Source organism: Pseudonocardia kongjuensis, assembly GCF_039526905.1.
Classification (GTDB): Bacteria; Actinomycetota; Actinomycetes; order Mycobacteriales; family Pseudonocardiaceae; genus Pseudonocardia; species Pseudonocardia kongjuensis.
The window spans coordinates 140,755-158,830 of the sequence record NZ_BAAAJK010000034.1 but is presented as its reverse complement, the minus strand read 5'-3'; the positions used below and the strand labels follow the sequence as shown (position 1 = coordinate 158,830).

The window sequence follows — 18,076 nt, the reverse complement described above, 5'->3', positions numbered from 1 at the left end:
CGGCGTGGAGACCGGTGCGACAGGGGCACCCGAAGCCGTGCTGACCTGCCGGCTGTGCGGTTCCACGGACCTGCGCAGCTTCTGCGATCTCGGCGCGACGCCGCCGTGCGAGCTGTTCCTCACGCCCGAGGCGGCGGGCCGGCCGGAGGTCACCTACCCGCTGCACGTCCGGGTGTGCGACGCCTGCCTGCTGGCCCAGCTCCCGCCGGAGATCACGCCGGAGGAGACGTTCTCCGAGTACGCCTACTTCTCGTCGTTCAGCTCGTCCTGGGTGGAGCACGCCCGCCGGTTCGTCGACACCGCCGCCGAGCGGATCGGCCTGGGACCGGACTCGTTCGTCGTCGAGGTCGCCAGCAACGACGGGTACCTGCTCCAGCACGTCGTCGGGAAGGGCATCCGCTGCCTCGGCGTGGAGCCCAGCGTGAACGTCGGCGAGGCGGCCCGGCAGAAGGGCGTCCCGACGCTCACCGCGTTCCTCACCCCGGAGACCGGCGCCCGGGTGCGCGCCGAGCACGGCCCGGCTGATCTGGTCTGCGGCAACAACGTGTTCGCGCACATCCCGGACGTCGTCGGCTTCGCGCAGGGCCTGCGCGCCATGGTCGCCGACGACGGCTGGGTCTCGATCGAGGTCCAGCACCTGCTCACGCTGGTCGAGCGCCGCCAGTTCGACACGATCTACCACGAGCACTTCCAGTACTACACGCTGCTCACCGGGCAGCGGGCGCTCGCCGCGGGCGGGCTGACCCTGGTCGACGTCGAGCTGCTCGACACGCACGGCGGCTCGATCCGGATGTGGGCCCGGCCGGACGGCGCGGCCGGCGAGCCGGGCGAGCGGGTGCGCGAGGTGCTCGCCGCCGAGGCGGCGGCCGGCCTGCACAGCCCGGAGGGGCACGACGGGTTCGCCGAGGCCGTCTCCACCATCCGCGACGACCTGGTGTCGTTCCTGATCGACGCCCGCAGGCAGGGGAAGCGGGTCGTCGGCTACGGCGCCCCCGGCAAGGGCAACACCCTGCTCAACTACTGCGGGATCCGGCCCGACCTGCTCGAGTACACGGTGGACCGGAACCCGTACAAGCACGGCCGGCTGACGCCGGGGACCCGGATCCCGATCCACGATCCGGAACGGATCACCCGGGACCGTCCCGACTACGTGCTCGTCCTGCCCTGGAACCTGCGCGCCGAGCTCACCGAGCAGCTGGCACACGTGCACGACTGGGGTGGCCGGCTGGTGTTCCCGATCCCGTCGCTCGAGGTGGTCTGACGTGAAGGTCGTCCTGTTCTGCGGTGGTTACGGCATGCGGATGCGCGACGGCGCCTCCGATCTCCCGAAGCCGATGCATCCGGTCGGTCCCCGGCCGCTGATCTGGCACGTGATGCGCTACTACGCCCATTTCGGGCACAAGGACTTCATCCTGTGCCTGGGCTACGGCGCGCACCACATCAAGAACTACTTCCTGAACTACGACGAGACCGAGTCCAACGACTTCGTGCTGCACCACGGCGAGGTCGATCTGATGGGCAGTGACATCCAGGACTGGAACATCACGTTCGTGCACACCGGCCTGGACTCGCCGATCGGCGAGCGGCTGCGGCGGGTCCGCCATCTCGTGGAGGACGACGAGATGTTCCACGCCAACTATGCCGACGTCCTCACCGACGCGCCGCTGGACCGGATGGTCGAGCAGTTCCGCGGGACCGACGCGATCGGTCAGCTGATGGCCGTCCCGCCGCAGTCGGCGTTCCACTGCGTCGACGTGACCGACGACGGGAAGCTGGAGTCGATCACCACGCTGCAGGAGATGCCGCTCTGGGAGAACGGCGGCTACCTGATGTTCCGGCCCGGCGTCTTCGAGTATCTCGAGAAGGACTGTGACCTGATCGGCGACGTGTGTGCACCGCTGGCCCGCAAGGGCAGGATGGCGGCGTTCCGGCACCGGGGATTCTGGCAGCCCGCGGACACCGTGAAGGAGCGCAACGCTCTGGAGGCCGCCTACCAGGGCGGCGCCCGGCCGTGGATGCTGTGGGAGTCGCACGGGACCGATCGCGACCCGCTGCAGGCCGCGATCGTCGCGATGCACAGCAGCAGCCACCAGCGCGACTGACGCGCCGAGTTGCCGGAGGGACCGAGAGACCGTGCTGAACCTGCTGCCCGAGCGGCTGGACCGCATCCTGCTGCTGGGCGCGCACTGCGACGACATCGCGATCGGGGCGGGCGGCACGCTCCTCGAGCTGTGCCGCGCCTATCCGGGCGTGCACGTCACCGCACTGGTCCTGACCGGTGCCGGGTCGCTGCGCGAGGAGGAGGAGCGGTCGGCACTGGCCGCGTTCACGCCGGGCGCCGAGCTCGAGGTCACCGTCATGGACCTGCCGGACGGCCGGGTGCCGCAGCACTGGGAGCGCGCCAAGATGGCGCTCGAGGAGCTGCGCACCCGGGGTGAGCCCGACCTGGTCATCGGGCCGTCCCCGCACGACGCCCACCAGGACCACCGGACGCTCGCCCAGATGATCCCGACCGCCTACCGGGACCACCTGACGCTGGGCTACGAGATCCTCAAGTGGGAGGGCGACCTCGCCCAGCCCGGCGTCTACCTCCCGCTCGCCGAGCCGGTGCTGACCGAGAAGATCGTGAAGCTGGGCGAGCACTACGGTTCCCAGCAGGACCGTCCCTGGTTCGACGACGAGACCTTCCGCGGGCTCGCCCGGGTGCGCGGCGTGCAGTGCCACGCCCGCTACGCCGAGGCGTTCCACGTGCAGAAGCTCACCCTGTCCGTCGCACCGATCGCCGGATCCGAGCCCTCGCCCGGCTTCGGCGCCGCCTGACCTCGAACGACCACACTCTCGAAGGGATCACCATGCGGGTACTGCTCACCGGACATCAGGGCTACCTGGGAACGGTGATGGCACCGATCCTCGCCGCCGCCGGCCACGAGGTCACCGGGCTCGACTCGGGGCTGTTCGCCTCCTGCGTGCTGGGATCGCTGGACACCCCCGACGTCGACGGCTTCAGCACCGACCTGCGGGACGTCACCGTCGAGCAGCTGCAGGGCTTCGACGCCGTGGTGCACATGGCCGCACTGTCGAACGACCCGCTCGGCTCGATGGCACCGGAGATCACCTACGACATCAACCACCACGCCTCCACCCGGCTGGCGACGCTGTCGAAGGAGGCCGGCGTCGGGCGGTTCGTCTACGCCTCGACCTGCTCGGTGTACGGCGCGCAGTCCGGCGACGACCTGGTCGACGAGGACGCCCCGCTCAAGCCGGTCACCCCGTACGCGATCTCCAAGGTCCGGGTCGAAGACGATCTCGCCGAGCTGGCCTCCGGCGACTTCGTGCCGGTCTCGATGCGCAACGCCACCGCGTTCGGCTTCTCGCCGCGGCTGCGCGCCGACATCGTGCTGAACAACCTGGTCGGGCGCGCCGTGCTCACCGGCGAGGTCACCGTGCTCTCCGACGGCACCCCGTGGCGCCCGCTGGCGCACGCCGAGGACATCGCCGGTGCGGTCGTCGCCGCCCTGGAGGCCCCCGCGGACGTCGTCCGGGCACGCGCCTACAACGTCGGCACCGAGAAGAACAACCGGACCGTCGCCGAGATCGCCCAGGCGGTCATCGACGCCGTCCCCGGCTCGACGCTGAACATCACCGGGGAGGCCGGCAACGACCCGCGCTCGTACCGGGTCGACTTCTCCCGGGCCCGCAAGGAGCTCGGCTTCGAGGCGGGCTGGACGATCCCGGCCGGTGCCGAGCAGCTCGCCACCGAGTACCAGGCCCGCGGCCTCACCCAGGACGCGTTCGACAACTCCTTCACCCGGCTCGCCGTGCTGAACGCGCGGCAGAAGGCGGGCGAGCTGGACGGGTCGATGCACGTCGTGAAGTAGCCGCCGGCCGCTCGTGGGTGGTTATCGTGGTTGCACCGCGACACCACCCACGAGCACCGGAGGCGCCGATGTGCCGCAACATCCGGACGCTGCACAACTTCGAGCCGCCCGCCGACACCGACGAGGTGCAGGCGGCGGCGCTGCAGTACGTCCGCAAGATCTCGGGCTCGGCGAAGCCGTCGCAGGCCAACGCCGAGGTGTTCGACCGGGCGGTGGCGGCGGTCGCCGAGGCGACCCGGGAGCTGCTGGACGGGCTGACCACGACGGCCCCGCCGAAGGACCGCGAGGTGGAGGCGGCGAAGGCCAGGGCCCGCGCGGAGCTGCGCTACGCCCGCTGACCGGACCGTGCGGGGGCGGCCGGGCGGCGGCGGTGTGCGCCGCCGCCCCGCGGCCCGCTGCGGTCAGGAGCGGGTGAGGGCGTCGGCGAACTCGTCCGCGTCGAGCGGGGCCAGGTCGGAGACGCGCAGGAAGTCGCCGAGCGTGGTGCCGGTCGCGCCGGAGTCCACGTTGCGCGGGCCGCGGCCGCGCCGGACGTCGTCGAGGTTGATGGTCCGCAGGTCGTAGGAGAACCGGGTGACGCCGGAGGTGTTCGGCGCCGACGCGTGCAGGTGGTTCGACGAGAACATGAACACGTCGCCGGACTGGCCGGCGATCCGGATCTCGCCGCGGGACTCGAAGTCCTCCAGCGGCAGCGGGTGCGGACGGGTGTCGGTGGTCTTCTCCCCGGCCGCGGCGGTGCGGTGCTTGGCGACCCATTCGTCGTAGTCGTACTGGTTCGACCCGTTCTTCACCGGTCGGTCGAAATAGTCGGTGTACATGCTCATCACGTTGTCGCCGACGACCGGGAAAACCGGCGTCCAGTAGTTCACCAGCTGCTGCGGATGGCCGTACCACATGTCCCGGTGCGCCTTGTAGTTGTAGGAGACGCCGGCGGTCAGGAACTGGTCGGCCGGGATCACCCGCAACCGCGGGATGTCGAAGTAGGTGAGCTCGGGATCGACGCCGAGATCGGTCGCGAACTGCCGGCACAGCTCCTTCGTGCGCTGCCCGTTGGTGAACTCGCGCTTCAGCGGCTCGACCCGGCGGATGAACTCGTCGACGTCCATCTCGTACTGGGCCCGCTCCGGGTCCAGGCCCTCGAACGCCTGCCCGATCAGGTCCTTGGCGTGATCGGCGAGCGCATCGGCGCCGCCGATGTCGGTGTAGAGGAAGAAGTCCCCGCCGAACAGCAGTTCGCGACGATCGTCGTCGCCGATCCGGCGGTTCAGGTAGACCGTGATCAACGGTGTGCTCCGTCCGTTCAGGATCCGGAATCCCCGGCTGACGCACTCGGACGTTAGCGCACTCGAACGGGTGTCGTTCTACGATGAAAGGTAGTAGTGACACGGTGTCGTGATCGTCCGGATCCGGAATCCGGCCGGACCGTGGTGGCCGGTCCCCGGCACCCGGGACGACCGGGCGTATCGTCGGGGGCCGGCACCCCCGCCCGGACCGCACGCGACCCGGGCAGGGGTCTGTCCTGCGCACCGCCAGCCCACTCCCGATCGAGGAGCCAGCGCCGTCGTGGCCATCCTGTCCGGTCTGCTCACCTCCGCCCTGTCCGACGCCGGCCTGCGGGCCGCCGTCGATGCCGCCCGCGACGCCGACACCCGCACCACCGAGACACCCGCGGTGGGCGTCGAGGGTCCGGCGGCGCTGCGGCCGCTGCTCACCGCGGCCCTCGCCGGGTCGTCGACCGTGCTGGCCGTGACCGCCACCGACCGGGAGGCGGAGGACCTCGCGGCCGCGGTGTCCGACCTGCTCGGGCACGGCGCGGCGCTGGACGCCGCCGCCGACACCGTCACCGACAGCGCCGGCGCCCCGGTCGTCGTGCTGCCGTCGTGGGAGACGCTGCCGCACGAGAAGCTCTCGCCGCGGCCGGACACCGTCGCCCGGCGGCTGACGATCTTCCACCGGCTGGCGTCGGCGGAGACCGCGCCGCGGGTGGTCGTCACCGCGGCGCGCAGCCTGATCCAGCCGGTCGCCCCCGGGCTGGGCGCGCTCGAGCCGGTGACGCTCGCCCCCGGCGAGGAGCACGACTTCGAGCAGCTGCTGGAGCGGCTCGTCGAGCTGGCCTACACCCGCGCCGAGATGGTCACCGCGCGCGGCGAGTTCGCCGTCCGCGGCGGCCTGCTCGACGTGTTCCCGCCGACCGCCGAGCATCCGGTGCGCGTCGAGTTCTGGGGCGACGAGGTGTCCGAGCTGCGGGCGTTCTCGGTCGCCGACCAGCGCTCGGTCGGCGACGTGGCCCGGGTGGTCGTCCCGGCCTGCCGGGAGCTGCTGCTCACCGGGCCGGTCCGGGCCCGGGCCAGGGCGCTGGCCGCCGAGCAGCCCGAGGCGGCCGGTCTGAACCGCAACCCGCTGCGCGAGCTGCTGGAGAAGCTGGCCGAGGGCATCGCCGGGGAGGGTATGGAGTCGCTGATCCCGGTCCTCGCAGGGTCCGAGATGCAGCCGCTCACCGACCTGTTCCCGGACGGCACCCGGGTGCTGGTCGCCGATCCGGAGCGGATCCGCACCCGCTGCGCCGACCTGGTGCGCACCGGGCAGGAGTTCCTGGAGGCCTCCTGGCTGGCGAGCGGCGCCGGCGGCGAGGCGCCGATCGACGTCTCCGGCTCCGCGTACCGGGATCTCACCACCACCCTCGAGCACGCCACCGCCACCGGGCGGCCGGTGGTGTCGCTGTCCCCGCTGCTGTCCGGCTCCGACGACGCGATCGTGCCCGCCGTGCACGAGCTCGAGCCCTACCGCGGCGACATCGACCGGGCGCTGACCGACCTGCGCGCGCACGTCGCCACCGGCGGCGCCGCGGTGCTGGTGCTCGCCGGCCAGGGCACCGCGGACCGCTCGATGGAGCAGCTGCGCGAGGCCGAGGTGCCCGCGGTGAAGGTCGACGCCCTGCCCGAGGCGCCGGACAAGGGGATCGTCACGGTCACCTGCGGCCGGATGCTGAACGGCTTCACCGCGACCGACGTCGGCCTGGTGCTGGTGTCCGAGGCCGATCTCACCGGCAGCCGGGCCGGGCTGGACGCGGCGCCGCGCAAGACCACCCCGCGCCGGCGCAACGCCGTCGACCTGGCGGTGCTGCAGCCCGGCGACTACGTGGTGCACAACCAGCACGGCATCGGGCGCTTCGTGGAGATGAAGGAACGCACCGTCCAGGGCGCCACCCGCGAGTACCTGGTGCTGGAGTACGCGTCGTCGAAGCGGGGCCAGCCCGCGGACCGGCTGTTCGTGCCGACCGACGCGCTGGACGAGATCAGCCGCTACGTCGGCGGCGAGCAGCCCGCGGTGAACAAGCTGGGCGGCGCCGACTGGGCGAAGACCAAGGGCCGTGCGCGCAAGGCGGTCAAGGACATCGCCGCCGGGCTGGTGCAGCTCTACGCGGCCCGCCAGGCGTCCCCGGGGCACGCCTTCGGCGCGGACACCCCGTGGCAGCGGGAGCTGGAGGACGCCTTCCCCTACACCGAGACGCCCGACCAGCTGACCGCGATCGACGAGGTCAAGCGGGACATGGAGCGTCCGGTGCCGATGGACCGGGTGATCTCCGGCGACGTCGGCTTCGGCAAGACCGAGATCGCGGTGCGGGCGGCGTTCAAGGCGGTGCAGGACGGCAAGCAGGTCGCCGTGCTGGTGCCGACGACGCTGCTGGCCACCCAGCACCTGTCCACCTTCGCCGAGCGGATGCGGGCGTTCCCGGTGACCGTGCGCGGGCTGTCCCGGTTCACCGATCCGGCCGAGGCGAAGGAGACGATCGCGAAGCTCGCCGAGGGCGAGGTGGACGTCGTCGTCGGCACCCACCGGCTGCTGCAGACCGGGGTCCGCTACAAGGACCTCGGCCTGGTGATCGTCGACGAGGAGCAGCGCTTCGGGGTCGAGCACAAGGAGCACATCACGGCGCTGCGCGCGCACGTCGACGTGCTCACGCTCTCCGCGACGCCGATCCCGCGGACCCTGGAGATGAGCCTCGCCGGGATCCGCGAGATGTCGGCGATCACCACCCCGCCCGAGGACCGGCACCCGACGCTGACCTACGTCGGCGCCTACGACGACAAGCAGGTCGCCGCCGCGGTCCGCCGCGAGCTGCTGCGCGACGGCCAGGTGTTCTACGTGCACAACCGGGTGTCCTCGATCGACCGGGCCGCCCGGCACGTGCAGAACCTGGTGCCCGAGGCCCGGGTCGCGGTGGCGCACGGCCAGATGCACGAGGACCTGCTGGAGCGCACCGTCAGCGCGTTCTGGCATCGCGAGTCCGACGTGCTGGTGTGCACCACCATCGTCGAGAACGGGCTGGACATCTCCAACGCCAACACGCTGATCGTCGAGCGCTCGGACACCCTCGGGCTGTCCCAGCTGCACCAGCTGCGCGGCCGGGTGGGCCGTGGCCGGGAGCGCGGCTACGCCTACTTCCTGTTCCCGCCCGAGCACCCGCTCACCGAGACCGCGCACGACCGGCTGGCGACCATCGCCCAGCACTCCGAGCTGGGCTCGGGCGCCGCGGTGGCGATGAAGGACCTGGAGATCCGGGGCGCCGGGAACATCCTGGGCGCCGAGCAGAGCGGGCACATCGCCGGCGTCGGCTTCGATCTCTACATCCGGCTGGTCGGCGAGGCGGTCGCCGCGTTCCGCAGGCAGGCGGGCGGCGAGGCCGGGGAGATCGAGGAGGACCTGCCCGAGGTCCGGGTCGATCTCCCGGTCGACGCGCACGTGCCGCACGACTACGTCGACGGCGAGCGGCTGCGGCTGGAGGTCTACCGCAAGATCGCCGAGGCGCCGGACGACGCCGCGCTGGGCGCGATCGTGGAGGAGCTGACCGACCGCTACGGCGAGCCGCCGACCCCGGTGCGCAACCTGCTGGAGGTGGCCCGGTTCCGGCAGCTGTGCCGCAGGCTCGGCGTCCGCGAGGTCGCCTCGGCCGGCACGCAGCTGCGGATCGGCCCGGTGCAGCTGCCGGACTCGGCGCAGCTGCGGCTGCGCCGGCTCTACCCGGAGGCCCAGTACAAGGCGGCGGCGCAGGTCGTCACGGTGCCGAAGCCGGTGCAGGGCGGCCGGATCGGCGGGGCGCCGGTGCGCGATGTCGAGCTGCTCGGCTGGTGCGCGGAGCTGCTGGCGCAGATCGTGCCGTCGTCGACGCCGGTGCGCTCGACCGGCGGCTGAGGCTCAGGCGTCGGCGGGCTCGTCCTTCAGGTACAGGTACCAGTAGGCGAGCGCGACGAACACGACGCCGCCGACGAGATTGCCGACGGTCGCGATCGACAGGTTGACGGTCACGTCGGACCAGGTCAGCCCGGGGACACCGGCGAACATCGCGGCCGGCAGGAAGAACATGTTGGCGACCACGTGGTCGAAGCCCATCGCCACGAACGCCATGATCGGGAAGAAGATCCCGAGGATCTTCCCGGTGATCCGGTCGGAGGCGAGCGAGAGCCAGATCGCCAGGCAGACCAGCCAGTTGCAGGCCACCGCGCGCAGGAACACCTCCCAGGCGCCGGCCGAGCCGCCCTTGGACTCGGTGATCCCGACCAGCCGCTCGTAGGCGAGCAGCTCCAGGCTGCCCGCCGGCGATCCGGCGTCACCGACGACCCCGGCCTGCACGGCGAAGAAGTACGCGACGAACACCGCGCCGGCGAGGTTCCCGACCAGCACGATCGCCAGGTTCTTCAGCACCGCCGCGGACCGCAGCCTGCGGCGCAGCACGGCCAGCGGGAGCAGCATCATGTTGCCGGTGAGCAGATCGGCGCCGCCGATCACGACGAGCACCAGGCCGAGCGTGAACGCGCCGCCGAGGAACAGGGTCGGCAGGGTCCCCCAGAGCCCGGGGTCCATCCCGGAGGAGACGCTGATCGCGACGAGCGCGCCGAAGGCGATGTAGGCGCCGGCGAGGAACGAGCCGACGACGACGGAGTCCCAGCGTCGGCTCGCCTTCGCGACGCCCTGCTCCACCGCGGCGGGTGCGATCTCGGCGGGTGTCCGGTCGGGCACGGTGTCTCCTCCTGGCGGTGCGGACCGCATGCCGGGTAGACGGTGACGGTTCGTCCGAAACGCCGTGTTCGTCACGTATCGGCCGGGCGTCCGTGTGACGAGATGCTCGGCACCCGGGGGTCGGACCGGGCTAACGGGACGGCCGGAGACGCGACACCCTCTCCGTGATGTTCCGGACCTCGCCGGTGGAGGAGGCCGCGACCACGCGGTTCCTGGATCGCCGGGGCCGCCGGTACGCGGTGTCCGCGCGGGCCGTCGTCGGGATCCTGGCGGCCGGGCTCGCGCCGTTCGCCGGGCCGCCCGCGGGGGCGTGGCTGTGCGGGGCGGTCGCGGTGGCCTTCGCCGGATGGAACCTGCTCCACCTGCACTGGGCGCGCACCGGCCGCCCGGCCGAGGTGGGCCGGGCCGATCCGGCGGTGGTCGCGCTGCTGGCGCTGGCCCAGCCGTGGCTGGTCGATCCGGGGCTCGTCGCGCTGCAGCTCGGCTGGGTGGCGGTGGTGGTGTCGTTCACCGCGATCACCGTGCAGTGGTACCGGCCGCCGCTCGCCGGCGCGCTGACCGCGGTGCTGCTGGCCGGCGCCTACCTGGCCGGCTGCCTGCTCTCCGGGCTCGGTCCCGGCGAGGCGCTGCTGGCCGGGGGCGGCGCCTGGATGCTGGTCGGCGCGGCGCTGTCCCGGCTGCTGCGGGTGCTGGTCGTGCGGGCCGGCCGGGACGCCGACGCGCTGCTCGCCGACCGCTTCGCCACCGAGCGTGCCGCCGCCACCGAGGCGGCCCGCCGGGCCGAGCAGCGCCGGCACTGGGCGGCCGTGCACGACACCGCCGCCGGGACCCTGCTGATGGTCGGGCTCGGCGAGGTGGGCGGCCGGGAGCCCTGGCTGCGGGGGCAGCTGGACCGGGACATCGCGACGCTGGAGGGCCGGTCCGCCGATCCGGCGCCGTCGCTGGCCCGCACCGTGGCCCGGTCCCGGGTGCGGGTGCGGCCCGAGCCCGTGCCGTCCTACCCGGGACTGCCCGGGCCCGCGCTCGCCGCGCTGGACGGCGCCGTCGGCGAGGCGCTGGAGAACGTGCGCCGGCACGCCGGGACCGGCGCCGCCCGGCTCCGGCTGCACCCGCGCGACGGCGGCGTCCGGATCGAGATCACCGACGACGGCGGCGGGTTCGATCCGGCGTCGGTGCCGCGCGGCCGCACCGGGCTGCGGACGTCGGTGGCCGGGCGGATGGCCGGAGCGGGCGGCCGGGCGACCGTGGTGTCCGCGGCCGGCGCCGGCACCACCGTGACCCTCGACTGGCCCGCCCCGGACTGGCCCGGCCCGGACGGACCCGACCGGCCCGGCGGCTCCGGCCGACCGGGTGCGGCGGACCCGGGGGTGCCCGCGCTGCGGCTGCTGCGCGGGCTGCGGCTCGCGCAGTCGCTGGTCGTGCTGGTCGTGCTGGCGGTGTTCTGCCTGGGGAACCTGCTCGCCACCGCGGAGCTGTACCCGGCGCCGTGGGCGGCCTGGATCTGGTTCGCCGGCATCGCCGCCGTCGCGCTCGCCGACCTGGCCCTGGTGACGGCCGACCGGTACTGGGGTGCGGCGCGGCTCCCGGCGGCCGCGTTCGTGCTGCTGATGGCGCTCGGGGCGACGCTGTCGCTGCCCGCCGACGGGCTCGTCCGGCCCGCGCACTGGACGCTCGGGGTGACCGGCTTCCTCGGGGTGCTGCTGTTCTGCGACCGGCGGCTGCGCTGGACCGTCGGGTTCATCGTGACGCACGTCGTGCTGATGGCCGGGGTGCTCGTGGTCCGCGGCCGCGCCGATCCGGCCACCCTGGTCGAGTTCGGCATCGTCGTGGTCGGCGTGGAGGGCCTGCACCTGGCGGTCGCGCTCGGCGCGGTGGCGCTGCGCACCGTCGCGGCGGAGACCACCGCGGCGGCCGCCGCGCGGGCCGCCGCCGTGACCCGGGAGGAGATCGCGCAGCGGGTGCACGGCGACCGGGAGCGGCGCTACGCGGCCCTGCGGGCCGGGGTGCTGCCGCTGCTGCGCGGCCTGCGGGACGGTTCGCTGGCCCCCGGCGACCCGGACGTGCGGCGCCGCGCCGCCGTCGAGTCGGCCCGGCTGCGCCGGCTGTTCGCCGCCGGTGACGACGGCGGCGAGCTCGCCGGCGAGCTGGAGGCGCTGGTCGAGCGGGCCGAGCGGCGCGGCCTCGTCGTGCGGTTCGCCGCCGCGGCGCCCGGGCCCGAGCCGCCCGCGCAGGTGCGCCGGACGCTGGTCGGCCACGCCGGTGCGATGCTGGCCGCCGCGACCGGCACCGCCCGGGTGGCCCTGCACGCCGACGACGGCGGGCTCGTGCTCGCCGTCGTCGCCGAGCTCGGTCCGGGCCCCGGCCCGCGGCCCGCACCCGGTGACGGGTCCGGGATCCGCACCGAGATCCTGGAGCACGAGGGACGCACCTGGTTGGAGGTCAGATGGCAGCAGCGGTCACCGCGGTGATCGTCGACGACCATCCGGCGATCGTGGAGGGCGTGAGCGGCTGGTGTGCCGCCGCCGACCCGCCGATCACCGTGCTGGCGGCCGGGCCCGGTCCGGAGATCGCGTCGACCGGCCCCGGCGCCGCCGCCGACGTCGTCGTCCTGGACCTGTTCCTGGGCGGCCCGGTGCCGGACCTCGCGGTGCTGCGCGGCCTGGTCGAGGCCGGCCGCAACGTCGTCGTCTACTCCCAGGACGAGACCCCGGAGACCGTGCTCGGCTGCGTCGATCTCGGCGCGTCGAGCTACCTGGCCAAGTCCGAGGGCGCCGGGCACCTGGTCGCCGCGGTGCACGCGGCGGCCCGCGGCGCGTCGTACACCGGGCCGATGCTCGGCGGCGTGCTCGCCGGCGACCGCCGCCCGGAGCGGCCGGTGCTGTCGGTCCGGGAGCGGCAGGTGCTCCTGGCCTGGTTCGAGTCCGAGTCGAAGACCCTCGTCGCGCACCGGCTGCACCTGTCGGTGAAGACCGTCGACACCTACATCGCGCGGGTCCGGGCCAAGTACGCCGACGCCGGCCGGCCCGCCCCGTCGAAGGCCGCGCTGGTGGCCAGGGCCCTGCAGGACGGCCTGGTGGAGCTCGGCGAGCTGTGACCGGCGCCGCCAGCCGCCGGAGACCGCCGCCACACCGCGTGAGAGGCTGGGCCGGTGCGCACACGGACGGGCAGGTTCACGGCGGCCCTGGTGATCGTCTCGGCGCTGGTCGCGGGCTGCGGTGCCGGTCCGAACCGGGCCGACTCGGCCGCGATCGTCGGGCAGACCTCGATCCCGCTGGACGAGACCCAGCAGTCGATCACCGACGTGCTCGTCCGGCCCGGGCTGGTCGAGGGGCTGGCCGCGCAGGGCGGCTCGGAGGCCGACATCGGCCGCGCCGTGGTGTCCCAGCTCGTCATCCGGGACCTGCTCGGCCGGGCGGCGCAGGAGCAGGGCATCACCGTCACCGACCAGCAGGTCGACGCCGCGGTCGCCGAGGCGGGCGGCCCGGAGGCGGTCACCGCGAGCTCGCTGTCGGTGGGCGGGGCGCAGGCCGCGGTCCGGGACCGGCTGACCCTCGCCGCGCTGGCCGGCCGCGATCTCGACCGGCTCTCGGTCACCGCGGACGTCGCCATCGCCGAGTCCCGCGAGCAGGCACTCGACCTGGCGCGCGAGGTCGCCGCGGGCGGCGAGCGCGCCGAGCGGGCGCTGGCCGGCGCCGGAACCACCCAGCGGGACCTGGCGATCCGCCCCGCGGAGACGCCGCAGGCCGCGCTGACCCCGCTGATCGGCATCCCGGCGGGCTGGGTCGCCGCGTTCCAGCTGGGCACCGGCCAGGGCTGGGTGGTGGTCCGGGTGACCGACCGCACCCTCGACGCGCAGGCCCCGCCGGAGGGCGGCGCGGTGGACCGGCTCGACCCGGAGACGCTGTCCGAGGCCGGGATCCGGCTGCTCACCCCGACCGCGCTGCGCGCCGGGGTCGAGCTGAACCCGCGCTACGGCAGCTGGGACCCGATCCAGATGCTCGCCGTGCCGGGCGCGGACGAGGCGGCGACGCTGCTGCCGGTGTCCACCGGATCCGGTGCGCTGACGCCGTGACGGCGACGGTCGTCGCCTGCCCGCGCCGCGGGGCCGCGCTGCCGGCGGCGGCGGTGCCCGCGCTGCGGGCGGCCACCGCGGTGCTCGCCGATCCGGGGCTGGAGGCCGGTGCGGCCGCCGGTGCGCAGGACTGGGACGGCACCGATCCGGCGTCGCTGCCCGACGGCACCGTGCTGCTGGTCCCGGCCGGTCATCCGGCTGCCCGCCCGGACCGTCCGTACGGCACCGTCGCCCCGCCCACCGGTCACGCCGTGCTCGACGCGATCGCGGTGATGGACCGGCTCCGCTCGCCGGGCGGCTGCCCGTGGGACGCCGAGCAGACCCACGTCTCGCTGCTGCGCTACCTGGTGGAGGAGTGCTACGAGCTCTACCAGGCGATCGAGGACGGCGACCGGACCGAGCTGCGCGAGGAGCTCGGCGACGTGCTGCTGCAGGTGCTGTTCCACGCCAGGGTCGCCGCCGAGCACCCGGACGACCCGTTCGGCATCGACCCGGTCGCGACCGGCCTGGTCGACAAGCTCGTCGGGCGGCACCCGCACGTGTTCGGCACCGGGGAGCGGGTGGCGACCGCGCAGGACCAGGACCGCCGCTGGGACGAGCTGAAGCGGGCCGAGAAGCAGCGCGAGTCCAGTGTGGACGGCGTCGCGACCGCCCAGCCGGCGGTCGCGCTGGCCGCGAAGCTGGCCTCCCGCACCGCCCGGGCCGGGCTGCCCGCGGACCTGCTGCCCGGCGGCGACGGGCCGGGCGAGCAGCTGTTCCGGCTGGCCGCGACCACCCAGCTCGGCGGGGGTGATCCGGAGGACGCGCTGCGCGGCGTCGCCCGCGCGTTCGACGCCCGGGTGCGCGCCGCCGAGAAGGCCGCGGCCGCCGACGGCCGGGACCCGCACGCGCTGACCGCCGACGAGTGGCGCCGGTACTGGCAGACCCCCTGAGCCGGGTCACCCGGCCGGGTGCTCCCGGTCGGTACGGTGGACGGGGTGCGTATCCGATCTCTGGCGGCAGGTGTCGGCGGGATCCTGGCCCTGGTCCTGCTGGTCGCGCTCGGCCTGCTGGTCACCGGCCCGGGCCCGGGCGGACCGGGCCGGACGCCGGTGGACCGGGACAGCCCGCCCCCGGCCGCGGCGACCCTGCCGGACGGCACCGATCCGGTCGCCTGGGCCGGGGCGACCGCGCCGGGCGCCGACATCCCCGAGCGCACCCTGCAGGCCTACGCGAACGCCGAGCTGCGCCAGCGCGAACGCACCCCGGAGTGCCGGGTCGGCTGGGCCACCCTCGCCGGGATCGGCCGGATCGAGTCCCGGCACGGCACGCTGCGCGACGCGCAGGTGCTGCCCGACGGCCGGGTGCAGCCACCCGTCGTCGGGATCCCGCTGGACGGCACGAACGGCACCCGGCTGGTCCCCGACACCGACGGCGGCCGGCTCGACGGCGACCCGGACCTGGACCGGGCGGTCGGGCCGATGCAGTTCCTGCCCGAGACCTGGGAGCGGCACGGCGCCGACGGCAACGGCGACGGCGTCGCCGATCCGCACCAGATCGACGACGCCGCGCTCGCCGCGGCCGGCTACCTGTGCAGCGGCGACCGGGACGTGACCGACGCCGGGGACTGGTGGGACGGCGTGCTCGCCTACAACGCCTCCGGCGAGTACGCCCGCGACGTGTGGTCGGCCGCCGCGGAGTACGCCGCCCGCACCGCGCCGGCCGGCGACGCCCGCTGACCGGTCGCCCGCCGGGCGGTCAGCCGTCGAGCAGGGCCCGGCCCCAGTGGTCGTCCGGGCCGGTGAGCCCGGGCGGCACCGCGAACAGCGCCGAACCGGTGTGCTCCAGGTACTCCGACATCACGTCGTGCCGGGCGAGTGCGCGCTGCACCGGCACGAACTGGCGCTGCGGGTCCCGGACGAACGCGACGAAGAACAGGCCCGCGTCGAGATGCCCGCGGCCGTCCGAGCCGTCGACGAAGTTGTAGCCGCGGCGCAGCATCCGCACCCCGCCGTTCGCCTCGGCCGAGGCCAGCCGGATGTGCGCGTCGTCCGGGATCACCGGCCCGGCCGGGCCGGTCGCGGCGAGATCGGCGACGTCGAACTCGGCGGTCCCGGTCAGCGGGGCGCCCTCGCCCTTGTCCCGGCCGACGATCAGCTGCTGCTCGTCGAGCGAGGTCCGGTCCCAGGTCTCGACGTGCATCCGGATCCGGCGGGCGACCAGGTAGGAGCCGCCGCGCAGCCAGTCCGGCCCCTCGTCGCCGACCCACACGTGCTCGTCGAGCAGCTCCGGCTCCTCGGCCTTGAGGTTGTTCGTGCCGTCCTTGAACCCGAACAGGTTGCGCGGGGTGGCCTGGCCGGTCGAGGTCGACGAGGTCCGCCCGAACCCGAGCTGCGACCAGCGGACCTCGGTCACCCCGAAGCCGTCGCGCACCAGGTTCCGCACCGCGTGCACGGCGACCTGCGGGTCGTCGGCGCACGCCTGCAGGCACAGGTCGCCGCCGGACCGGGCGGGATCGAGCCGGTCGCCCTGGAAGTGCGGCAGCTCGGCCAGCGGGGCCGGCCGGCGGTCGTCGAGCCCGAGCCGGGTGAACAGCGACGGGCCCACCCCGAAGGTCAGGGTCAGCGACGCCGCCGGCAGCCCGAGCGCCTCGCCGGTGTCGGCCGGGGCCACGTTGACGTTGGCCGGGATCGCGCCGCCGTCGGCGGTCTCCAGCCCGGCCGTCATCCGCTCGGCGGCGACCGTCCAGCGCTGCAGCAGGTCGCGGACCGCGCCCCGGTCGGTGCTGGTCAGGTCGAGCGCCACGAAGTGCAGCCGGTCCTGGGCGGGGGTGACGATCCCGGCCTGGTGCGGGCCGCGGAAGTCCACGGTGCCGCGCCCGGGTGCGGTCGCCGCGTCCAGCCCGTACCCGGCGGCGACGCCCGCACCGGCCAGCGCCGCACCGGCGCCGGCCAGCCCGAACAGCCGCCGCCGGGAGACCCGCGGCGTCATGCGGTGACGGTCCCCGCGACCTTGCTGACCGGCTCGGACAGCGCGTCGATCGCGGCGGTCATCTTCCTGATGTCCTCCGGCGTGAGCTGGGTGTAGAGCACGTAGCCGTCGCCGTCCCGGTAGCCCTGCAGCAGCTCGTCGACGGCCTGGAACCGCTCGTCCAGCTGCGGGCCCAGCGCCGGGTCCTTCTGGTCGATCACCGGCCGGAGCGCGGCGACCGCGGCCTGCGAGCCCTCCACGTTGGCCTGGAAGTCCCACAGGTCGGTGTGCGAGTAGCGGTCCTCCTCACCGGTGATCTTGCCGGTGGCGACCTCGTCGAGCAGCTCCTTCGCGCCGTTGGCCAGCTGCACCGGGGTGAGCTCGACGGTCCTGGTGCGGGCGGCGAGATCGTTGATGTCGGCCATCAGCTGGTCGGCGATCGCGGCCGAGTCCGGCTGCAGACCGGTCACCCAGAGGTCCTTCTCCAACCGGTGGTAGCCGGTGAACCCGACGCCGGGATCGCGCTCGTCGTCCTCCCGGCCGTCGATCTTGGGGTCGATGTCGCCGAACGACTCGGCGACCGGCTCGATCCGCTCCCAGTAGGTCCGGGCGACCGGGAACAGCGCCTTGGCCTGCTCGACGTCGCCGGCCTTCACCGCGTCGACGAACTCCTGGGTCTTCGGGACCAGCGCGTCGACCTGCGACGACACGTAGCGGGTGTACCCGGCGGTGGCCGCCGCCAGCTCCGCGTTCGTGTCGGTGGCGCGCTGCGCGTTCCCGGTGACGGTGAACGGGGCGCGGATCCCGTCGCCGGACATCCCCGGCTTGCAGGCGGTCGTGTAGGTGCCGCCGTCCGGGACCTCGACGATCAGGTCCCGGGACAGCCCGGGACCGATGTTCTCGACCTCGCCCATGATCCGGTCGCCGACGCCGTAGAGGTAGAACTCGGTGACCTTGGACCCGGTGTTGGTGATCGCGAACGTGATGTTCCCGGCCGGTGCCGAACCGGCCGAGACCTCGCAGGCGGTGTCGGTGGCGTTCACCGTGATCGGGCCGCCCGCGGTGTCCGCGGGCGGGGCGGTCGAGGTGCAGCCGGCCAGCACGGCGGCAGCGGCGAGGGATGCGAGGCCGGCGGCCGTGCGTGGGGCGGTGGACATGG

General features: G+C 74.2%; 15 protein-coding genes. 11 read left to right on the top strand and 4 right to left on the bottom strand.

Annotated features, from left to right (window positions below; all coding sequences use genetic code 11):
• Positions 1-37: 37 nt before the first annotated feature.
• The 5 genes from ABD160_RS25105 (at position 38) to ABD160_RS25085 (ending at position 4,216) form a co-directional block, all read left to right on the top strand.
• On the top strand, positions 38-1,261 hold the full coding sequence (locus tag ABD160_RS25105; RefSeq protein ID WP_344026837.1) for a methyltransferase domain-containing protein: 1,224 nt from the start codon (positions 38-40) through the stop codon (positions 1,259-1,261).
• A gap of 1 nt (position 1,262) precedes the next feature.
• Positions 1,263-2,102, top strand: a complete 840-nt coding sequence (locus ABD160_RS25100; protein ID WP_344026691.1) for a sugar phosphate nucleotidyltransferase — start codon at positions 1,263-1,265, stop codon at positions 2,100-2,102.
• 31 nt (positions 2,103-2,133) lie between these two features.
• Positions 2,134-2,820, top strand: a complete 687-nt coding sequence (locus ABD160_RS25095; protein ID WP_344026689.1) for a PIG-L deacetylase family protein — start codon at positions 2,134-2,136, stop codon at positions 2,818-2,820.
• A 32-nt stretch (positions 2,821-2,852) separates the two neighbouring features.
• On the top strand, positions 2,853-3,878 hold the full coding sequence (locus tag ABD160_RS25090; protein ID WP_344026687.1) for an NAD-dependent epimerase/dehydratase family protein: 1,026 nt from the start codon (positions 2,853-2,855) through the stop codon (positions 3,876-3,878).
• A gap of 68 nt (positions 3,879-3,946) precedes the next feature.
• Entirely contained in the window at positions 3,947-4,216 is a 270-nt protein-coding gene (locus tag ABD160_RS25085) for a DUF2277 domain-containing protein (protein WP_344026685.1), read from the top strand.
• A gap of 63 nt (positions 4,217-4,279) precedes the next feature.
• On the opposite strand, the gene ABD160_RS25080 is transcribed toward ABD160_RS25085, so the two are convergent.
• Positions 4,280-5,161, bottom strand: coding sequence for a phytanoyl-CoA dioxygenase family protein (locus ABD160_RS25080; RefSeq protein WP_344026683.1), 882 nt, complete (start codon positions 5,159-5,161; stop codon positions 4,280-4,282).
• A 280-nt stretch (positions 5,162-5,441) separates the two neighbouring features.
• Here ABD160_RS25080 and mfd point away from each other — a divergent pair, with 280 nt between their 5' ends.
• Positions 5,442-9,071, top strand: a complete 3,630-nt coding sequence (gene mfd / locus ABD160_RS25075; protein ID WP_344026681.1) for a transcription-repair coupling factor — start codon at positions 5,442-5,444, stop codon at positions 9,069-9,071.
• A gap of 3 nt (positions 9,072-9,074) precedes the next feature.
• Here mfd and ABD160_RS25070 read toward each other — a convergent pair whose 3' ends face one another.
• Entirely contained in the window at positions 9,075-9,896 is an 822-nt protein-coding gene (locus ABD160_RS25070) for a formate/nitrite transporter family protein (protein WP_344026680.1), read from the bottom strand.
• Positions 9,897-10,063: 167 nt separating this feature from the next.
• Here ABD160_RS25070 and ABD160_RS25065 point away from each other — a divergent pair, with 167 nt between their 5' ends.
• Genes ABD160_RS25065 through ABD160_RS25045 form a run of 5 tightly spaced genes read left to right on the top strand, consistent with a single transcriptional unit; the run spans position 10,064 to position 15,686 of the window.
• Positions 10,064-12,364: an ATP-binding protein gene (locus ABD160_RS25065; protein ID WP_344026678.1), complete on the top strand. Its 2,301-nt coding sequence runs from the start codon at positions 10,064-10,066 to the stop codon at positions 12,362-12,364.
• The gene (locus tag ABD160_RS25060; RefSeq protein ID WP_344026676.1) at positions 12,340-12,990 is read left to right on the top strand and encodes a response regulator; all 651 of its coding nucleotides are present in this window, start codon (positions 12,340-12,342) and stop codon (positions 12,988-12,990) included. Before ABD160_RS25065 ends, ABD160_RS25060 begins: the two co-directional genes overlap by 25 nt.
• Positions 12,991-13,044: 54 nt before the next feature.
• Positions 13,045-13,968, top strand: a complete 924-nt coding sequence (locus tag ABD160_RS25055; RefSeq protein ID WP_344026674.1) for a SurA N-terminal domain-containing protein — start codon at positions 13,045-13,047, stop codon at positions 13,966-13,968.
• Entirely contained in the window at positions 13,965-14,900 is a 936-nt protein-coding gene (locus ABD160_RS25050; RefSeq protein WP_344026672.1) for a nucleoside triphosphate pyrophosphohydrolase, read from the top strand. Before ABD160_RS25055 ends, ABD160_RS25050 begins: the two co-directional genes overlap by 4 nt.
• A 45-nt stretch (positions 14,901-14,945) precedes the next feature.
• Entirely contained in the window at positions 14,946-15,686 is a 741-nt protein-coding gene (locus ABD160_RS25045) for a lytic transglycosylase domain-containing protein (RefSeq protein ID WP_344026670.1), read from the top strand.
• Between the two features lie 19 nt (positions 15,687-15,705).
• Here ABD160_RS25045 and efeB read toward each other — a convergent pair whose 3' ends face one another.
• Complete coding sequence (gene efeB, locus ABD160_RS25040; protein ID WP_344026668.1) at positions 15,706-16,938, bottom strand: iron uptake transporter deferrochelatase/peroxidase subunit; 1,233 nt, start codon at positions 16,936-16,938, stop codon at positions 15,706-15,708.
• The gene (gene efeO / locus ABD160_RS25035; protein WP_344026666.1) at positions 16,935-18,074 is read right to left on the bottom strand and encodes an iron uptake system protein EfeO; all 1,140 of its coding nucleotides are present in this window, start codon (positions 18,072-18,074) and stop codon (positions 16,935-16,937) included. The genes efeB and efeO overlap by 4 nt, the downstream gene beginning before the upstream one ends.
• Positions 18,075-18,076: the final 2 nt, after the last annotated feature.

Excerpts from the sequence above, each read along its gene's own strand:
- ABD160_RS25065 (WP_344026678.1), top strand. The coding sequence starts at position 10,064 with ATGTTCCGGACCTCGCCGGTGGAGGAGGCCGCGACCACGCGGTTCCTG.
- efeO (WP_344026666.1), bottom strand. The coding sequence starts at position 18,074 with ATGTCCACCGCCCCACGCACGGCCGCCGGCCTCGCATCCCTCGCCGCT.
- ABD160_RS25090 (WP_344026687.1), top strand. The coding sequence starts at position 2,853 with ATGCGGGTACTGCTCACCGGACATCAGGGCTACCTGGGAACGGTGATG.
- efeB (WP_344026668.1), bottom strand. The coding sequence starts at position 16,938 with ATGACGCCGCGGGTCTCCCGGCGGCGGCTGTTCGGGCTGGCCGGCGCC.
- ABD160_RS25060 (WP_344026676.1), top strand. The coding sequence starts at position 12,340 with ATGGCAGCAGCGGTCACCGCGGTGATCGTCGACGACCATCCGGCGATC.
- ABD160_RS25085 (WP_344026685.1), top strand. The coding sequence starts at position 3,947 with ATGTGCCGCAACATCCGGACGCTGCACAACTTCGAGCCGCCCGCCGAC.